Below are 16,664 nucleotides of genomic sequence, written 5' to 3'. Positions count from 1 at the left end.
ATTGTTCAAGAGTGATTCGGCACGCGTGGCATTTTTACCATGCGTTGGTTTTAGTGTTTAAGGTGGTATGCGGAAGCTTCGGTATTGCGTGCCTCACACCTTAACAAGGCGTTAGCCGCCATGGAGCTTGCTATACTCAAAGTGACAGAATAGTATCACTTTAGTATTCCTTTGGAGCAGCTCTCATGAAAGTAGAACTAGTTACATCACTCAAACGTCAAGCAACAAAAATCCTTGCCGATCTCCACGAAACTAAAGAACCAGTGTTAATTACCGAACATGGTAAGCCATCGGCATATCTGGTTGATGTCGATGATTACGAGTTTATGCAAAATCGTTTGGCGATTCTGGAGGGGATTGCACGAGGTGAACGTGCATTAGCGGACGGTAAAGTGGTGAGTCACGATGAAGCCAAGGACAAAATGTCAAAATGGCTGAAATAATCTGGACTGAGCCGGCACTATCCGACCTCAATGATATCGCTGAATACATCGCACTTGAAAATACCGTAGCTGCAAAACAATTGGTTCAAACGATCTTTTCTAACGTCGAGCGCTTAGAGGCTTTCCCTGAATCGGGTCGCATTCCCCCTGAACTAGAACATCTAAGCTATCGTGAAGTTGTAGTTAATCCGTGCCGCGTTTTCTATAAACAAGACGGCGACAAAGTATTTATTCTGTTTGTTATGCGTGCTGAGAGAGACTTGCGTAAGTTCCTATTGAGCAAGCAATAACCTTTGTGAATGAGCGGCTAACAATAAATTTAAGAGTAATTCACAACGCTCGGTGCTTTCACTTCAAGCTGGCTTAGTGTCTATGGCACAATGGCTTAAGTAGGGTGGTAGCATTGTTCACACCTTAATTTGGCGTATGTGATAGGAGCAGAGGTACAGGCATATGGCTCTTAGCGAGTTGGAAGTAAAAAGGGTGGAAAAGGCCGCTACAGTGTTTCTTGCCACTCATCGTCCGCCACCAGAAGTACGCTCGAAATTGGATATTGGATGGCATTTGGATAGGCAATCAATAGTAATATTCGAAATACGACCAATTTGGAACGACCCTCGCTCTAAAGAAGAATACCCTTTTGCAAAGGCCACTTTTGTTCGCACTCAAGGTATCTGGAAAATATACTGGATGCGCCAAGACCTCAAATGGCATAGTTACGAGCCTGTAAGTCAGGTGAAAACCGCCGAGGCAGTATTCGAAACCGTTAGCAAAGATGAATACGGATGCTTTTTCGGTTAATCACATAACAATGCCATCAAACATCGCTCTCTGTGGGGGGCTGGACTCGCAAAACACGCTCGCCGTTTATGCGAAACGTTAGCTGATTTGAGGTCAATCATTAGTAAGGTGTCGTAATGAGAATCTTGGTAACTGGCTCTGCGGGTAGGGTAGGTCGTGCAATCTATATTAAATTAATGCGAACGCATGACGTGGTTGGCATTGATAAAACACCGTGTTCAACAGCCGATTACATTGGTGATATCCGTGATAGTGCTCTGATTGAAGAGGTTCTTGAAAATATTGATGTCATCGTTCATACAGCGGCTCTTCATGCGCCTCATGTTGGTTTAGTACCTGATTCAGAGTTTCAATCTATCAACGTAGATGCGACCGAGAAATTGGCTTTGGCTGGGGTAAAAGCAGGTGTTAAGCACTTTATTTTCACTAGTACGACTGCGTTGTACGGCTATGCTTCGACGCCTAAAAATATTGCCGGCTGGGTTGATGAGGAAGTTACTCCGCAACCCAAGTCTATTTATCATAAAAGTAAAATTGCGGCTGAAACTAAGCTAGAAGAAATTTCAAATCTGTTTCAGCTTCCAGTAACTGTGCTGCAAATGTCGAGATGCTTTCCTGAGCCTGCGGATGTAATGGCTGTATTTCGTCTAACCCGTGGTATTGATGCTCGCGATGTAGCAAATGCTCATTTATGTGCTGTGGAAAAACGCTTAGGCGGTTTTAATCGTTTTATCATCTCAGGTGCAACACCTTTTCATCTGTCTGATTGCGAAGCGCTATACACTGATGCCGGAGCTGTCATCACGCGAAAGTGCCCAGAAATCGCGTTAGCATTTAAACAAAGAAATTGGCAGTTACCTCAACGCCTAGATCGCGTCTATGATTCATCGTCCGCACGTGAGAAATTAGGTTGGTCACCTATACATGGTTTTGAACGTGTTTTGGAAATGCTAGATACTGAAACAGCAGAAGTATTACCAGTTTTGAAACGTAGCTAACACGTATTAGCCCTTCTCCAGTCAATAGGCAATCGCATTCTTTTGGCTGCATTCGCAGCCAATGCTCTCGAACAACAAAGTCGTCTACTCGTGGCGCATTTTTTTCATAGAAACGCTGCGATTTAGGTGTTTCAATCAGTTTGGGGTAGTAAACGCCCGTTATTCTAATGTTAAACGTTCAAGGAAGATTTAGTGTTTAAGAAAAATCACATTTACTACCAATTTAGGAAGGGTGAGGTCACCGCTCTTCATGTTGAAACTAACAAAACATTGGTAAAAGGATGTTTAGCACTCGCTCATCCCAGATCATTAATGGGAGATTTCTTTGCTGTTCAGGCGTGTTTAATTGGCATATCGCAAGAGCTAATACCTAAGTCACTTTTCTCATTGGCACCAGTAGCAGTAGTACATCTTTTGGAAGCCTCGGATGGCGGCTACACCAATGTCGAAATCAGAGCGTTTAAAGAGGCAGTGTTGGGGGCAGGGGCTAGAGCAGTATTCTTTGTAGATTCGCCAGTTTTACTGAAGCCAACTCAGGTTCAAGAGCGAGATTTCAAAGTACTGCCGAACGTATAACACATGTGGGCCCTTCGCCGGCCATTAAGCAATAGTATTTTCAATATTGTGCATAACGCATGTCATCATTGCACCTTGATTTACCAAGGTGCATTTTGGTCATTACTTTATTTATAGTTGGCTCTGTTGTTGATCAAAGCTTCGTGAGAAGAATTGAAATAGCTCAGTTTTAACAAGTAGGGGCAATTTGTCGCCATGGCCACCTTCATATTCACTATATTCATGAGGTATGCCTTTATTATTTAATAAGGCAGAAAATCCCCTTACCTCATCAATGAGCATGCCATCATTAATTCCTACATCTAGTTTAATAATCGGAGCCGATTTTCTGAGTTTTTCTTGGTGCAGTGGTAACAAGCTAGCGATAGTTTGACTTTCAATGTCAGAAATCTGTTTAGTTGAGATAGGCACCTGCGCATAAAAGGGGGCGTTGCTATCAGGGGCGAACATGATAGCCAATGAATAGTAAAACTTATCTACCCATTGCCATTGATCTTTCTCTTTACTAAATGTTTGATTGATCACGTTGAAGTCCATTTCAGGTGTAATGTAGTTATACCCTGGGTTTGTGACTAACGGTGTGCTCATGGCATAGATCGCACCAAAAAGATCGGTATGTTTCATGCCTAATTTAAACGCACCAAAACCTCCCATTGAATGACCAGTAATACCACGATGAGACTTGTTTGCTTTAGTGCGATATTCCTTATCAATGTAAGGGACTAAGTCTTTAACGATATAATCTTCCCAATTTCCGCCCGAGATTGAATTTGAATACCATCCCCCTAAGAAGGGTTCATTGTAACTGTCCGGAATGACGACGATCATCTCTTCGATGCTGTTATCTGCATATAAGCTTTCTAAGCTTTTCTGTACATTAGGCTGCGTATCATCTTCAGATAACCAAGAATTTGCCTTACCGCCCAAACCATGTAGTAAATAAACAACAGGGTATTCTTTGTTACTGCTGTAATAGGAAGGTGGGAGTGAAATAATCACTTCTCGCAACGTGCTAATGTTAAGGCGGTTTCCCTTTAAAGATTGACTCTCTACCGTAATGGTTTGTAACTGACTTGCCGACTCTTGGGCAATCGTAGCTTGAGAGTAGAAAACAAGGCAAAGCAGTATATTCAATATCAGTTTTTTAGCCGTGATCATTTGTCATACCTATATTCATTCCATTAATTTTTTTGAGCGAATTCACTGCTTTTTCTGTTAAGCAGAGTATTCAGTAAATTCCGTTTGTTACGAACGTGAAACGGTGTCTGGGTTCACATGTTGCAGCCAAGTGTAAAAGCGCTTAACATTGGCGTAAATGACATACGTACGATGAAATAGGACAAGGATTGACATATTCAGCACCCAAAAAAATAGCATTTATCTGCTTTGAAGGTTTCCAATCGTTAGATTTAACAGGCCCCTTAGAAGTCTTTGACCTCGCTGTAATTGACGGAAAAGCGCAGTATGAAAATGTTATTTTCTCTCCTGAAGGCGGATTAGTTGCTAGCTCATCGGGTATTGTTGTTGCGACTCAGCCCTTCGCGTCGTTAAAAGGATTTCATGCGATGGTGATTGTCGGTGGAGTAGGCTCTGATCTTGCGATGACACAGCGAAATATAGTCGATTACATCAGTGAGCAGAGCAAAGAGGTAGAGAGAATAATATCAATTTGTTCCGGCGCACTCATTTTAGCGAAAACAACGCTTTTGGATGGACTAAAAGCGACTACCCATTGGTCCCTGTGGCATCGACTTCAATCGACCAACCCTCGTCTAGACGTTGTAAAAGATGCCATTTTTGTTAAACAAGGGAATATCTATACGTCCGCGGGTGTCACTGCGGGTATGGATTTAGCACTGGCAATCGTACAGGAAGACTGTGGTAGAGAGATAAGTTTAGATATCGCTAAAGGCTTGGTCATATACTTTAAGCGACCAGGCGGACAAAAACAGTTTTCAGATATTCTTCAAAGCCAAAGCATAAATAACGACAAAATAAACCAAGCCTGCACCTATATAAACAATAACATAAAGCAAGACCTTTCCGTTCAAAGGCTAGCGAAGTTAGTAAATATGAGCGCGAGAAATTTTTCTCGAGTGTTCACTAAAGAACTTAAGATTTCGCCGGCAAAATACGTCGAGCGAGTTAGGGTTCATCGTGCTTGCCTTATGCTTGAAAACAGAAACCTCAATACGGCACAGGTGGCCGATACAGTCGGTATCAACAGTGCTGATGTGTTAAGCCGACTGTTTCAAAAATACTTTTCTGTCAGTGCATCGCAGTATCGGGAGCATTTTTGCTGACAATGTTCAAAAATCATTAGGCTACAACTGAAAACAAGAAGTAATCCATTTTAGTGGCAGGTGGGTAGTCTTCAGGCATTTCGTGTTGCGACAATAGTTCGGCCTTGATGAGGAGAAATGTCAGTAAGTTGATTTAAGGGGTTGTTGTAGTGGAAAAACTGATCTTTTTCTTGGTTTTTATGTTAAGTGCAGCCTGTTTTTTCGTTTCTGTGCTTCTCTCTGTTTACGGCCGAGTTATGTTTTTCAAGGGAAATTAGCAGCATGAACATCGAACTTAGACATATAAATAGCGACAATTTCTATGAAATCTGCCAGTTGGAGGTTGCTCCAAATCAGCTAAACCATGTCGATAGCAATGCAATTTCGTTAGCTGAAGCGAACTTCATGAACTTTCCTTGGTTTAGGGGGATCTACTTCGGCAATAATCCCATAGGTTTTATTTTAGTAAACGCAGATACAGTGTCAGGTAAATTTGAGCTTTGGCGATTCATGTTAGACAAATCTCACCAGTCCAAGGGCTATGGGCGTATTGCTGTGGATCTGTTGAAATTGGCACTGGTTAAAGAGTTTGGAATATCTTCTCTGTATACAAGCGTAGTTGCCGGTCCAACAAGCCCTAAAGGTTTTTATCTAAATTGCGGTTTTGTGCTAACAGGTCATTGGGTTGAAGGACGTGAAGTAGAGTTGTGTCTATCACTTTAGCTCTAAACGTATGACGATGCGCGGCGAGCGAGTTTAAAAGGTTTTTTGCACCTACTGATATTTAAAGGACATACTTTTCAGTCCCAAAGGCGGCTGTTTGGGTATAGTAAGCCCAATAATCTTGGCAATTGGAAATTCCATTCCCCCAGCTCGGTTTATCATGGCGTTTCTTAGGCCAACAAGGAGGTGGTGCATGCAAAAGGTAGTTCAGTTTTTCCGGCGAACCTTGTCTGACAGTGTCAATGTGGCACTCACATTATATAAGGTGATGATCCCAACCATTATCGTGGTGAAGGTCTTCGAGGAATTCGGCGGAGTTATCTGGTTTTCCCATTTTATTGCGCCATTGATGAATGCGATTGGTCTTCCCAGTGAAATGGGATTGGTCTGGGCAACGGCTATCTTTGTGAATATCTACTCTGCGCTTGTCGTCCTGATTAATACCGATGTGACCATGTCGGTAGCCCAAGCTTCAATTCTCAGTTGCATGATCTTACTTGCGCACTCTATGCCTATTGAGGTTGGTCTGGCGAAAAAGTCTGGTGTTTCAGTCTGGTGGAGCATTCTCACGCGCGTCGGTGGTGCTTTGCTCTTTGGCTGGATTCTTCATTTAATTTACAGCGCAACAGGCTCGCTTCAAGAGCAGGCAAGCATCATCTGGCAGCCTACGAGAGTCGGGGAAACCACGCTGGCTGATTGGGGAATAAGTCAGATACAGAACCTCATTTTGGTCTTCGTGATTATCGTTGCGCTTATTCTAGTGCTGAATACGCTTAAGGTCTTAGGCATTGAAAAGCTTATTGCAAAAGCCCTTAGCCCTTTTCTCCGCTTGCTGGGCATTAGCCAAGAGGCGACGAATCTGACCTTAATTGGCATTACGTTGGGTCTTTCATACGGCGGTGGTTTGCTTATCAACGAGGCCCAAAAAGGGCACATACCACCTAGAGATATTTTTACCGCTATTACCTTGCTAGGGCTGTTGCATAGTCTGATTGAAGATACGCTTTTGATGTTGGTAATTGGTGCGGATTTCACCGCTATTTTCTGGGGACGGTTGGTTTTCGCGTTGGTGTTGGTCGGCGTGATATCTCGGTTGATGCGGCTGGTGGAAGGGAAGCGGTACGAGCGATTGTTTTACCGCTCTGTGGCGACGGCGTAATGTGATTGGAGCCTAAGTCAAAGCGCAGAAATCAAGGGATGACATGGTATTCGACGGGATGCTGTGTCTTGGCATTGTCGTAAAGAATGAGCTCTATAGAGAGCTCATTATGCGAGTTACTTATGGAAGATGATCTGCTCGTCTTCGTTCTTTACAAGGCGGGCTTTGTTTTGTTCGATTAATTGCGCGGCATAAGAAGGCGTGACCGCTTGAATTTCACCTTTGGATCGCATTGAAAATCCACTCCATGCCTGGTCTCGATATTTGCCCGACTGCGTGTATTGAATGAGCACTTTCATTTCATCTCTCCGTGGGGGTTTACGTGCTACTCACCGTAAAACGTTTCATGTTTTGCCGCATCACCTAAAAATGAAATGTAAGTTTAATAAACTGAAATTGAACGCTTTTACTCCGAGAGTATCTGCGCAGATAGCTTTGCGAAGGATTTGTATAAAAGCACGCGAGGATGTCACGACGCGCTTGGCATTTGAGAAATCTTTTATTGAGGCGGAATGGGCGTTCAATGCAATGCATGAAGCCTGACAAGTTTTAAATACTAGATTTTCGACAGTTTAATTTCGAACGACGATGTTTCTCTTATCGTTGATTTACTGATGGTTAAGCGAGTTTAAGCCCCACACATTGTTCAAGAGTGATCGCTTTAGCAAGATATCTCGTTCCTGTATCCAGAGGAGAGATATATGAATATTTTTGTATTGGATCATGATATTGAAAAATGCGCTCAATTTCATTGTGATCAACATGTCGTCAAAATGATCTTAGAAAGCGTGCAAATTTTGTGTACGGCTCTGAACAAAAAAGGGTTTGATACCCCTTACAAATCAACACATATAAAGCATCCGTGTGTGCTATGGGTTGAAGAATCGTACGATAACTTTTTGTGGTTAACATCGCTTACTGTGGCACTGAATGATGAATATAGATGGCGTTACGACAAAGCTGTCGACCACAAGTCGATGTCTATTTTGCCTGAAATTTCGGAGTTAACGTATCCATCCATCGGATTGACCCCTTTTGCACAGGCAATGCCTCAACCCTATAAGGTCATGGATGATCCCGTTACCGCTTATCGACAGTTTTACATGGGTGATAAAAAGAGTTTCGCAAAGTGGACAAAGAGATCTGTGCCTTATTGGTTTAGCACCACCTGATTCATAGAACATTTCTCGGGCTGTCGGGCACAGGTGCGCGCGTGGCTGTGTCCAATAGGACTGGCTTTGAGCTGTTGTTTTTTAAGCGGGTTAGAAACGTAGGTCGTTTAAATCGGGAGTGTCCCTCAACATAACGGAAACACCGCCCTTTAGAATTTGCCGATTGCCACCTAGCTTTGTCGACATACGCTGAAATAGTTGCGCCTAGTTACCAAGGGAGTTCCTCGCCATTGAAGCTATAAAACTTCCCTGTGTCAGTCGGGCGGGTTTTATCGATGAGTTTGAATAGCTGTTGGCTCACATAAGCAGGCGTGAATAGTTTGTGTGTTGGCACGTTCTTCTGGAAAGGTTCTGATAATGGTGTGTCAGTCGTTCCGGGGTGAAAGGCGAAAACGCAGCAGTTAGGTAGCTTGAACTTCCACTCGATACTAATCGTTTTGATCGCCATATTCAGTGCTGCTTTGGAGCAACGATAGCTAATCCAACCGCCTAGTTCGTTATCTTCAATGCTCCCGACTCTCGCCGACAGTGAAATAAAGTAAGTCTGCTTCTTCGCCTTTAGGTGTGTTGAAAAGTGTTTTGCCAGCAATAGTGTAGGTAGGGTATTTGCGTTCAAATTTTGGTTGAAGAAGTCGACGGTAAACTGAGTAACTGACTTCTCAGGTTTTTGATCGAATGTATGTAAAAAGCCTACTGCGTTGATCAGGATATCGAGACTCGGCACTTTTTCTGCCAACTCTTTTATGTCGGTATCTAGTGATGTGTTGGTTTTAAACCATGTGATGTTGCTTTGTTTTAACTCGGGTAATGTCGAATGGTACGTCGCATATACAGACGCTTCAGGGAATGAGCGTGTGATGTGTTTAATTATTGCTTTCCCAATTCCGCCACTCCCCCCAATAATTAGAATATTCAAATGCTTATACTCAATGTCCAGTGTTGGATAAATCATAGTCTAACAATGATGATTCAGCTATTTAGCATCTTGGGAATGATTCGCAACACTTGGCATTTACGGGCTGCTTTATTTAAATGTATGGTAACAACGGCTTTTGTTGATTGTTCGTGTTACTGACCCCTCAACAGTGCGTTGAGTTGAAAAGGAAGTATCGGAGCCCATATGAATTTCAGTGATTTGAAAAATGTAGCGGTTTTGGCCGCCTTATTGGGTGTTGGGTTGCTAATAGCGTCCTCGATTAGCGGTAACATCCCTAATCCTAGCCATTTGACAAAATTAGAGGGGCACATTGATTGGGTGAAAGCGACAGGAAAGTATGGGCATACTATTCGCTTTAAATTTCAAGAGGATGATACTCATCTCGTTTATCATTCAATTGGAGGTCAAATAAGTAAAGTCCAGCGTGCTTTGGCGCAAAGAGGTGCTTTGATTAGTGTTTTATACGATCAAACGGATTCTCACTCACCCCCATTTGATCAAAATGAATACCATACAATTTATGAATTGGTACAAAATGGCGTGACGGTTAGGAGCCATTCAGCGTTGGCAGAGAGATATGCTGAAAATAGTAGGTTGCTTGGTTGGATGGGACTGGGGGTTTTGATCTGTTTAGGCTTTCTGATTCTCGCGGGTTGCAGGAAGAAAAAAGAGCCCTAACAATGACATAAATGGTGTCGATAACCTCTTAGATTTCGCATTATAGCCACTGATTTTAGCTATACATTTTTATACTCATGACTGAAGTGTGATGTGCACATTTACGTGCTACTCACCGTAAAGGGCTTCATGATTTTACACATCATTTAAAAATTGAAATGTAAGCTTAATGAACTGAAATTGAACGGTTTTACTCAGAGAGCATCCACGCGGCTTTTCTCGTTAGAAATGTGAAAATAGGCGAATAGTTTTTGGCCTAAGCAGACTACGAACGGCAGAAGGTTATCAATTTGCCAAGTCAGCCACGTTTTTATGCGAGTATGGATGATGGTTTCTCGTTATGATTCAGCCGTGTTTTTATTCCAGAGTTTGAATCAATGATTCGTTTGATCCGTGAAGAAGATATTCCTGCCACTGCACTTGTTCATAAAGCCGCTTTTGTCCGACAAGGACACTCGCAAGAGTGGATTCAATGTAACGCGAATGCGTTTCCTCGCTTTTTAATTTATGTCGCTGAACTAGATGCCCAGGTGGTTGGCTATATTATCTGGAATCAGAAAAGTGGTTTTCGCCCAGAAGCGGTGCTTGAGCTTGAACAATTGGCGGTATCACCTGATTTTCATGGTCAAGGCATTGGGCGTAAGTTGGTTGTTGAGTCACTCCCTCTAGTGAAGCAGCAATTGGCAAAAAGACAGGCTGTAATTAAGCATGTCATGGTCACCACTCGTGCTGATAATTTTGCGCAGGATTTGTATAAAAGCACGCTGGGTGCGGAGATTGAAGCGACGATCACCAACCTTTACTCTGCTGATGAGGTATTGATGATCGCCCGTAACGTGAAGGTATAAACGTCACTGTTTTGTCGATATCGCCTCAATAACAGTATCGTCTGGAGTAAAAACGTCATGAGCAATAGCGAGTATTTAGTGAGAGAAGCCACACGCGAGGATGTCCCGACGCTCTTGGCGTTTGAGCAATCTCTTATTGAGGCGGAAAGGGCGTGCAATGCAAGCATGAAGCCTGACAACATTAAATACTATGATTTCGACAGTTTAATTTCGAACAACGATGTTTGTCTTATCGTTGTCGAAAAAGACGCTGTGATTATTGGCGCGGGTTTTGGGCAGATACGGCCGTCGAATCCCGCTCTGAGTCATGACGTTGATTGCTACCTAGACTTCATGTATGTAGACCCGAGTTATAGAGGGCAGGGGATCAATCAATGGGTAATTGATTACCTGCTCGCCTGGAGTCGAGCACGGTCAGTTACCGACTTCTACTTGCGCGTTTATGCCGGAAATACACCCGCAATACGCGCTTATGAGAAATTGGGTTTCACGCCGAATGTGGTTGAGATGAAACTGAACCTAGGCCGTGTCGATTAAAACGGCTCGTGGTGATGAAGGCAGTAACAGCGTGGATTCGTACACATAAAAAGACGTAACAACCTGCTGCCATTCCACTGAAATTCACCCACGTTTTTTGCGACCGAACGCTAGCCTTACTCACGCCTTTTTTCCCTTCTCATCTTCCCCACGTACAGTTATCCAATATATCAATGTTCATCAACGTCAATACGTGCTGTCTGTTCAACAAGCCGTAAAGGAGTTCGCAGTGAAATGTCTGGTTGTGCTGGCTCATCCCCAAACGTCAAGTCTTTGCCATTATCTGAGCGGAGAAACAATCGCGCATCTAACAGCGAAAGGTTATGACATTGAGGTTCTTGACCTCTATGACAAGGCATTTGAACCCGCATTGCGCGAAAGTGAAAGACGAAGCTATTACGCCGATTCGTTTGACGCATCGTGTGTCCAAAAGGAGATTGAGCAGCTTGTAAGGGCCGAAAGTTTGGTGTTGGTTTTTCCTACGTGGTGGTTTGGCTTCCCTGCGATACTAAAAGGTTGGTTTGACCGTGTTTGGGCCCCCGGTCACGCCTATGATCATGCTGATGACTTAGGTGCAATCACGCCAAAGCTTAGAAATCTTAAAGAAGTCAAAGTGATAACGACATTGGGTTCGCCTTGGTGGGTAGACACCTTCGTATTGTGGCAGCCCGTGAAGCGAATACTCCGCATTGCGTTGTTAGGGGCGTGCGCAAAACGGTGTCGGTTCACCATGTTGTCGCTCTATAAAAGTGAAAATGTCTCAGAAGAGCGTGCAAAGCAGTTTGTCGAAAGAATTAAATCCGCATTTTGATGCGGCTTGCGAGGGAGTACTGCCTAATGCTAGATAACCCCTTCTTCAAAAATGGGTTTATTGCGCTGTTTATTTCTGGGCTTATCTTTTTTGTTCTTTGGTTTGCGTTTTATCTTCCAGAGCCTGATTTACACAACTTTCAATGGACACAGGCTTCCAAGCAAAAAGATTGGAATACCGTGTCGCCAGAAGCTGAAGGGTTTGATCCTAAAACGCTCGTTGAATTGCATAACCACTTGACGATACGAAAAACCAAAAAAGTACAATCAATTGCCATTATCCGAAATGGTCATCTTGTGTTCGAGCAGTATTACCGTGTGATGAGCGATAACGATGGGTTACCCATGCCTCGCCATTTTCCGCCGTCTGCTGATACGCAGAATCAAATGCGCTCTATCTCGAAAACAGTCGTCGCAACGCTTATTGGCTGCTTGCTCCATGAGTCTTCAATCTCTGATACCAATCTGCCACTTTACGGCTTTTTTGATCAAAGCCTGATTCCAAATGCAGAGGAAAAGGCCAATATCACGCTGGAACACGCGTTGAATTTTAATAGCGGTTTAGATTGGAGCGAGTGGCGTACGGAAAACAGCGATGCGCTAAATATGTGGTTATCTCCAGAGCCGTATACGTATGTGTTTAATAAAGGGGTAGCACACCAGCCCGGTGATGTATTTACGTATCAAGGCGCGATGAGCGTTCTGCTTGGGGGCGTTGTCGAAGCAGTAACGGGGACGAATTTGCGCGACTATGCCGATAAAGCACTCTTTCAACCACTGGGCATTTCAAATTACGACTGGTTTGCCCATGAGCAGACGGGCGAGTATTTAGGCTCGTCGGGTCTTTACCTTCGCACACGTGACCTCGCAAAGTTAGGGCAGCTCTATCTGAATAAGGGCGAGTGGGACGGCGAGCGTATTTTCTCTGAAGAATGGGCTGAAGAAAGTTTGCAGCCAAAGGGACGGTTCTGGAAAGACAAGAGTATTGCCTATGGCCACAACTGGTGGTTTCCAACGCTGACGGTAAGAGGAGAGCGTATTCAGGTCGCCGGAATGCGAGGAGCGGGTGGTCAAGAGCTGTATATATTCCCTGATTATCAATTGGTATTTGTTATGACATCCGGTGCATTTCTTAGTCAGGACGAAGATTACCCGTTCGAGCTTATTGCTGACTATATTCTGCCAGCGATTGGTCTTAACAGGGTCAAATATGAGCCAAATGTTTAAAAGGAATACTTGAAATGAAAGCACAATTTGTTCTGCTGGCAAGGTATAACCAATGGATGAATGAAGCCTTGTATACAAAAGCACGAGAGATGACAGATAACGATCTCTACGCGGACAAAGGTGCATTTTTTGGCAGTGCCTTCCATACCCTAAGCCACATTTATACGGGCGATTTGCTTTGGTTGGCCCGTTTTACGTCGGTGAAAAGCGCGGTGGATTTGGACAAAGGATTAGGAGTCTTTCCAACGGCCACATCAAATAAAGTCCACTTCTGCTCGACGTTGGATGATTTGGAAAATGGCCGCAAAGCACTGGATGCTTTGATTCTAGAATGGGTCGAAGGCATTGATGCGACAGAGTTTGAAGGCCACGTCACTTATCGAAATCTATCTGGGGCGATGTTTTCAGACCCGTTACCCTCCGTTTTGCTTCACTTTTTTAACCATCAAACCCATCACCGTGGGCAATTTACAACTCTGTTAAGCCAAAGCGGAGAGAGTGACTATTTTACAGACCTGATTGGCTTATTGCGCGAATAGCGTGTTTGCAAGGCTAAGCCCTTTTCGTGGTTGTATTCAAACCTTGATAATCCAGTCATGTGATACGAAATGCAAAACCTGTTGAATTTGTGGGACTTTACTATGCTTTAAAGGTGGAGCTCTTCTTCGAAAAGAGCGAAATGACACCGATTTACCATGTAACTTCTGCGCTTATAGCCACGCCCACGGTGCATGACTTCTTTGTGGTCAAAGACGCGCATTGAGATTGACTCTATGTGAAGGAGAACGATATGGATATCAAACAGGTACATAAAGCAACGTGTCACTGTGGCTCTGTAGAGCTTGAGCTGAGAATGCCGAATGGACTAGAGGATGCGCGACGGTGTTCTTGTTCTATGTGCCGAAAGCGAGGCACGGTCATGGCTTCAGTTGACGTTAAAGATTTGATGGTGACGCGAGGTGAAGAGTTTTTAACCCTCTATCAATTCAATACGCTGACAGCAAAGCACTATTTCTGCAAACGTTGTGGGATATATACCCACCATCAACGTCGTTCGAACCCGTATCAATATGGGATAAATGTGGCGTGCCTAGAAGGCGTGAATCCCTATGATGTGGAGAATGTGACCGTCACAAGTGGCATTCATGAGCCGGGTGAAGGGATAAACCTGTAACCGTGTCGAGCGAGTGATGCGTGGACAGTCGGGAAAAAAGAGGCGGTTGATCCGCCTCTTTGTGTTTGAATTATATTGTTGAGCGTTACCTGTTTAGCCGTAGAGCGCTTGCATCACCAATTTCGGTGTGCGGTCTACTTTGAACAGGCCCCAATGTTTCTCAGGCTCTTGAGGATGAGCATCGCCTTTCCAAGGCTCATCAAATGCTTCAAATACGAAGGTGAGGATCTGCTCTTTACGGGTCCACTCCAGTAATTGTTCGTAATAGGCCGCCTGAAGCTCTTCTGAGGCATTCCACTCTTCAATACCACGACCGTTAGAGGCGGTAGCCCAACCTGCTTCTGTGATGATCACAGGCTTGTTCGGGTATTTGTCTGCCACGGCGTAGTAATTTTGTTTGGTGTACTCAAGCGCATCATCAAGGGTTTTGTATTCCCAAACTGGATAGGTGTGCAGGGAAATGAAATCCAATTCGGCAACGAGTTCATCGAGCTTGTAAGTCCACGGCACATAGTTTTCGCAGAACGTAACAGGCTGGGAAATGTTGGATTTAACTGTTTTCACGTGCTCGACCAGCTTCTCAACGGAGATGAGGTGATCCGTCCATTCGACACTCGCCTCGTTACCGACAGAGACATAATCAACAATGTCTGGGAAGGCATTGGCCAACGCGATCAATTGCTGAATCTCTTGATGGTTGTGGCGACGGTTCTCTTCGAGCATTTCTTCGCTGAATTGGGCTCCCCATGGGCAGCCTGGGTTATTCATTTCTGCGGCGACGTCTGCACCCAGCATGACTTTAAAATCCAGCTTTTCAGTGCGAATAACGTCCAACACTAAACGGGCGTGATGGCTGCAGTCATAAAGACGCAGAGCCTGCCAGTTTTTGGAGAGAATAATCAGGTCTTCTTTGATCTCATTGTAGGTTGGGTAGATCCCCTCACGAGGGTTCTGACCTTCACGATAGCCTGAGTAACAAATAGCGTTTCTGTATTCCATAGCGCGCATTACCTTATATTGCGTATTTCCAACCGTGTGGTGGTTGATTACCTTAAGAATGTGTTAAACCGGGTATTTGTATTTGCCGTCTTTGTCCCAGAGGCCCCAGTAGGCGCCGACAGCACCTTCTTTCTCTACTTTCCACGCTTCGTCAAACGAAGAAAAATAAAACACTTCAATGCCTTCTTCTTCCGCCCATTGGTAGGTGTCGACGAAATAGCGAAGTGCATTCAACTCAGAGGGTTCTGCCCCTCGTTCTGCGATGCCTTCGTTTGGCCATCCTGTTTCTGACACAATGACAGGTTTGCCTTTTGCGACTGCTTTGGCGCGGCGATACATTTCTTTCATGTAAGGCACAGCGAATTCGATTGGGCAGCCTTCCCAAAAGGGGTAACAATTTGTCAGGATGACATCGCAGGCATCTGCAACAGCCGGATGGTTTTCGAACAGAAAGTAGGCGTCGACATAACCGATGCTGACATTTGGAAGGGCTTCTTTGATGCGATTGATATATGCAATTAGCTCTTGCTCTGGAATGTCTTCACGGAGGAGGACCTCGTTTCCGACGGCAAGGATATCTACATGACCGGCTTTGGCGACGTCAATGGCGTTTTGGATTTCTTCTTCATTTTTCTCTCTATTGTCGTCAATCCAAATTCCTACCATGGTATTGAGGCCACGGGCTTTGGCGATGCGAGGAATATTCTCGTGACCCTCGGTACAGGAAAATGAGCGCACCCAGTTAACATTGTCACTGATGATGCTCAGTCTCTCTTCGATCTGTTCTTCGCTGATTTTTGAACCCGGACCTTGTCCTTCGATGTACGGGCTGAACGAAATGCCGTGGATTCTCTCATTGAGGATCTCGGTGGTCTTACGCTTTAGCGCGTCCAGATCCTTTACACCACCCAGAGCGGGCTGATACAGCTTACTCGACACTTTTTTAACTCCCTACGGATATAACATGGGCTTCCATGCCTTGGATTCAGCCTCTTCTTTCTTGGCTTTCCAGACGTATTTTTCTCTGCTGACTTCAGGTGTTATTCGCGTTGACGACCAAAAAGAAAGCGCTTTCTTTTTGAAGTTTTGCCATATAGGTCCAAATAGACAACACGTTTTTGAGGGAAGGGTAGGTTCGATCACAAATGTGCGTAGGTGTTACGTGTGACGCTAAAGTGGGAATTTTTCGGCCGGAAATGGCGGTTTATTGCATAAAAACAGCAGCTTGATTTAATGTACAGAGCTAGCATATTTGTTGCGTAATGGTTGCCAAGAGGTGTTTGGTTTTGTGACGATAATG

21 protein-coding genes are annotated in these 16,664 nt (G+C 44.2%); 16 read left to right on the top strand and 5 right to left on the bottom strand.

Going from position 1 to position 16,664, the window contains the following annotated elements; genetic code table 11:
* Positions 1-185 precede the first annotated feature (185 nt).
* The 5 genes from LRP49_RS17105 (at position 186) to LRP49_RS17085 (ending at position 2,818) form a co-directional block, all read left to right on the top strand.
* On the top strand, positions 186-443 hold the full coding sequence (locus LRP49_RS17105) for a type II toxin-antitoxin system Phd/YefM family antitoxin (protein ID WP_045974123.1): 258 nt from the start codon (positions 186-188) through the stop codon (positions 441-443).
* Positions 431-733 (top strand): type II toxin-antitoxin system RelE/ParE family toxin, encoded by a 303-nt coding sequence (locus tag LRP49_RS17100; protein ID WP_274143526.1) that lies wholly within the window; start codon positions 431-433, stop codon positions 731-733. Before LRP49_RS17105 ends, LRP49_RS17100 begins: the two co-directional genes overlap by 13 nt.
* A gap of 163 nt (positions 734-896) precedes the next feature.
* Complete coding sequence (locus tag LRP49_RS17095; RefSeq protein ID WP_274143525.1) at positions 897-1,244, top strand: DUF3024 domain-containing protein; 348 nt, start codon at positions 897-899, stop codon at positions 1,242-1,244.
* A gap of 116 nt (positions 1,245-1,360) precedes the next feature.
* A complete protein-coding gene (locus LRP49_RS17090; RefSeq protein WP_274143524.1) occupies positions 1,361-2,242 on the top strand; it encodes an NAD-dependent epimerase/dehydratase family protein in 882 nt (293 codons plus the stop codon).
* A 192-nt stretch (positions 2,243-2,434) separates the two neighbouring features.
* Positions 2,435-2,818: a hypothetical protein gene (locus LRP49_RS17085; RefSeq protein WP_274143523.1), complete on the top strand. Its 384-nt coding sequence runs from the start codon at positions 2,435-2,437 to the stop codon at positions 2,816-2,818.
* A 111-nt stretch (positions 2,819-2,929) separates the two neighbouring features.
* Here the strand turns inward: LRP49_RS17085 and LRP49_RS17080 are convergent, their stop codons facing one another.
* On the bottom strand, positions 2,930-3,976 hold the full coding sequence (locus LRP49_RS17080; RefSeq protein ID WP_274143522.1) for an alpha/beta hydrolase: 1,047 nt from the start codon (positions 3,974-3,976) through the stop codon (positions 2,930-2,932).
* A 188-nt stretch (positions 3,977-4,164) separates the two neighbouring features.
* On the opposite strand from LRP49_RS17080, the gene LRP49_RS17075 reads away from it, so the two are divergent.
* The 3 genes from LRP49_RS17075 (at position 4,165) to LRP49_RS17065 (ending at position 6,982) form a co-directional block, all read left to right on the top strand.
* The gene (locus LRP49_RS17075; RefSeq protein ID WP_274143521.1) at positions 4,165-5,121 is read left to right on the top strand and encodes a GlxA family transcriptional regulator; all 957 of its coding nucleotides are present in this window, start codon (positions 4,165-4,167) and stop codon (positions 5,119-5,121) included.
* A gap of 261 nt (positions 5,122-5,382) precedes the next feature.
* Positions 5,383-5,823, top strand: a complete 441-nt coding sequence (locus LRP49_RS17070) for a GNAT family N-acetyltransferase (protein WP_274143520.1) — start codon at positions 5,383-5,385, stop codon at positions 5,821-5,823.
* Positions 5,824-6,016: 193 nt separating this feature from the next.
* The gene (locus LRP49_RS17065; RefSeq protein ID WP_274143519.1) at positions 6,017-6,982 is read left to right on the top strand and encodes a hypothetical protein; all 966 of its coding nucleotides are present in this window, start codon (positions 6,017-6,019) and stop codon (positions 6,980-6,982) included.
* A 116-nt stretch (positions 6,983-7,098) separates the two neighbouring features.
* Here the strand turns inward: LRP49_RS17065 and LRP49_RS17060 are convergent, their stop codons facing one another.
* Positions 7,099-7,281 carry a hypothetical protein gene (locus tag LRP49_RS17060; RefSeq protein WP_274143518.1) on the bottom strand — a complete coding sequence of 61 codons (183 nt, stop codon included), beginning with the start codon at positions 7,279-7,281 and terminating at the stop codon, positions 7,099-7,101.
* Between the two features lie 402 nt (positions 7,282-7,683).
* On the opposite strand from LRP49_RS17060, the gene LRP49_RS17055 reads away from it, so the two are divergent.
* Positions 7,684-8,154 (top strand): pyrimidine dimer DNA glycosylase/endonuclease V, encoded by a 471-nt coding sequence (locus tag LRP49_RS17055; RefSeq protein ID WP_274143517.1) that lies wholly within the window; start codon positions 7,684-7,686, stop codon positions 8,152-8,154.
* A 208-nt stretch (positions 8,155-8,362) separates the two neighbouring features.
* Here LRP49_RS17055 and LRP49_RS17050 read toward each other — a convergent pair whose 3' ends face one another.
* A complete protein-coding gene (locus LRP49_RS17050; RefSeq protein WP_274143516.1) occupies positions 8,363-9,070 on the bottom strand; it encodes an SDR family NAD(P)-dependent oxidoreductase in 708 nt (235 codons plus the stop codon).
* A 204-nt stretch (positions 9,071-9,274) separates the two neighbouring features.
* Here LRP49_RS17050 and LRP49_RS17045 point away from each other — a divergent pair, with 204 nt between their 5' ends.
* The 7 genes from LRP49_RS17045 to LRP49_RS17015 all read left to right on the top strand — a co-directional run bounded on the left by LRP49_RS17045 (position 9,275) and on the right by LRP49_RS17015 (position 14,365).
* A complete protein-coding gene (locus LRP49_RS17045) occupies positions 9,275-9,769 on the top strand; it encodes a hypothetical protein (protein ID WP_274143515.1) in 495 nt (164 codons plus the stop codon).
* 377 nt (positions 9,770-10,146) lie between these two features.
* Positions 10,147-10,617 carry a GNAT family N-acetyltransferase gene (locus LRP49_RS17040; RefSeq protein ID WP_274143514.1) on the top strand — a complete coding sequence of 157 codons (471 nt, stop codon included), beginning with the start codon at positions 10,147-10,149 and terminating at the stop codon, positions 10,615-10,617.
* 57 nt (positions 10,618-10,674) lie between these two features.
* Complete coding sequence (locus LRP49_RS17035; protein ID WP_274143513.1) at positions 10,675-11,154, top strand: GNAT family N-acetyltransferase; 480 nt, start codon at positions 10,675-10,677, stop codon at positions 11,152-11,154.
* A gap of 229 nt (positions 11,155-11,383) precedes the next feature.
* Positions 11,384-11,965 carry an NAD(P)H-dependent oxidoreductase gene (locus tag LRP49_RS17030; RefSeq protein WP_274143512.1) on the top strand — a complete coding sequence of 194 codons (582 nt, stop codon included), beginning with the start codon at positions 11,384-11,386 and terminating at the stop codon, positions 11,963-11,965.
* A gap of 26 nt (positions 11,966-11,991) precedes the next feature.
* Complete coding sequence (locus LRP49_RS17025) at positions 11,992-13,191, top strand: serine hydrolase domain-containing protein (protein WP_274143511.1); 1,200 nt, start codon at positions 11,992-11,994, stop codon at positions 13,189-13,191.
* A gap of 14 nt (positions 13,192-13,205) precedes the next feature.
* Positions 13,206-13,730 (top strand): DinB family protein, encoded by a 525-nt coding sequence (locus LRP49_RS17020; protein WP_274143510.1) that lies wholly within the window; start codon positions 13,206-13,208, stop codon positions 13,728-13,730.
* Between the two features lie 251 nt (positions 13,731-13,981).
* Entirely contained in the window at positions 13,982-14,365 is a 384-nt protein-coding gene (locus LRP49_RS17015) for a GFA family protein (RefSeq protein ID WP_274143509.1), read from the top strand.
* A gap of 93 nt (positions 14,366-14,458) precedes the next feature.
* Here LRP49_RS17015 and LRP49_RS17010 read toward each other — a convergent pair whose 3' ends face one another.
* Entirely contained in the window at positions 14,459-15,364 is a 906-nt protein-coding gene (locus LRP49_RS17010) for a glycoside hydrolase family 17 protein (RefSeq protein WP_274143508.1), read from the bottom strand.
* A 63-nt stretch (positions 15,365-15,427) separates the two neighbouring features.
* A complete protein-coding gene (locus LRP49_RS17005; protein ID WP_274143507.1) occupies positions 15,428-16,303 on the bottom strand; it encodes a glycoside hydrolase family 17 protein in 876 nt (291 codons plus the stop codon).
* Positions 16,304-16,664: the final 361 nt, after the last annotated feature.

This window comes from Enterovibrio qingdaonensis (assembly GCF_028683135.1).
Taxonomy (GTDB): Bacteria; Pseudomonadota; Gammaproteobacteria; order Enterobacterales; family Vibrionaceae; genus Enterovibrio; species Enterovibrio qingdaonensis.
This window is presented reverse-complemented; position numbering and strand designations above follow the sequence as displayed.

Bases quoted from the DNA above. Each gene is read 5' to 3' on its own strand.
- LRP49_RS17060 (WP_274143518.1), bottom strand. From the start codon at position 7,281: ATGAAAGTGCTCATTCAATACACGCAGTCGGGCAAATATCGAGACCAG.
- LRP49_RS17070 (WP_274143520.1), top strand. From the start codon at position 5,383: ATGAACATCGAACTTAGACATATAAATAGCGACAATTTCTATGAAATC.
- LRP49_RS17090 (WP_274143524.1), top strand. From the start codon at position 1,361: ATGAGAATCTTGGTAACTGGCTCTGCGGGTAGGGTAGGTCGTGCAATC.
- LRP49_RS17100 (WP_274143526.1), top strand. From the start codon at position 431: ATGGCTGAAATAATCTGGACTGAGCCGGCACTATCCGACCTCAATGAT.
- LRP49_RS17035 (WP_274143513.1), top strand. From the start codon at position 10,675: ATGAGCAATAGCGAGTATTTAGTGAGAGAAGCCACACGCGAGGATGTC.
- LRP49_RS17010 (WP_274143508.1), bottom strand. From the start codon at position 15,364: ATGGAATACAGAAACGCTATTTGTTACTCAGGCTATCGTGAAGGTCAG.
- LRP49_RS17095 (WP_274143525.1), top strand. From the start codon at position 897: ATGGCTCTTAGCGAGTTGGAAGTAAAAAGGGTGGAAAAGGCCGCTACA.
- LRP49_RS17080 (WP_274143522.1), bottom strand. From the start codon at position 3,976: ATGATCACGGCTAAAAAACTGATATTGAATATACTGCTTTGCCTTGTT.
- LRP49_RS17105 (WP_045974123.1), top strand. From the start codon at position 186: ATGAAAGTAGAACTAGTTACATCACTCAAACGTCAAGCAACAAAAATC.
- LRP49_RS17040 (WP_274143514.1), top strand. From the start codon at position 10,147: ATGATTCGTTTGATCCGTGAAGAAGATATTCCTGCCACTGCACTTGTT.
- LRP49_RS17055 (WP_274143517.1), top strand. From the start codon at position 7,684: ATGAATATTTTTGTATTGGATCATGATATTGAAAAATGCGCTCAATTT.
- LRP49_RS17015 (WP_274143509.1), top strand. From the start codon at position 13,982: ATGGATATCAAACAGGTACATAAAGCAACGTGTCACTGTGGCTCTGTA.
- LRP49_RS17045 (WP_274143515.1), top strand. From the start codon at position 9,275: ATGAATTTCAGTGATTTGAAAAATGTAGCGGTTTTGGCCGCCTTATTG.
- LRP49_RS17065 (WP_274143519.1), top strand. From the start codon at position 6,017: ATGCAAAAGGTAGTTCAGTTTTTCCGGCGAACCTTGTCTGACAGTGTC.
- LRP49_RS17025 (WP_274143511.1), top strand. From the start codon at position 11,992: ATGCTAGATAACCCCTTCTTCAAAAATGGGTTTATTGCGCTGTTTATT.
- LRP49_RS17020 (WP_274143510.1), top strand. From the start codon at position 13,206: ATGAAAGCACAATTTGTTCTGCTGGCAAGGTATAACCAATGGATGAAT.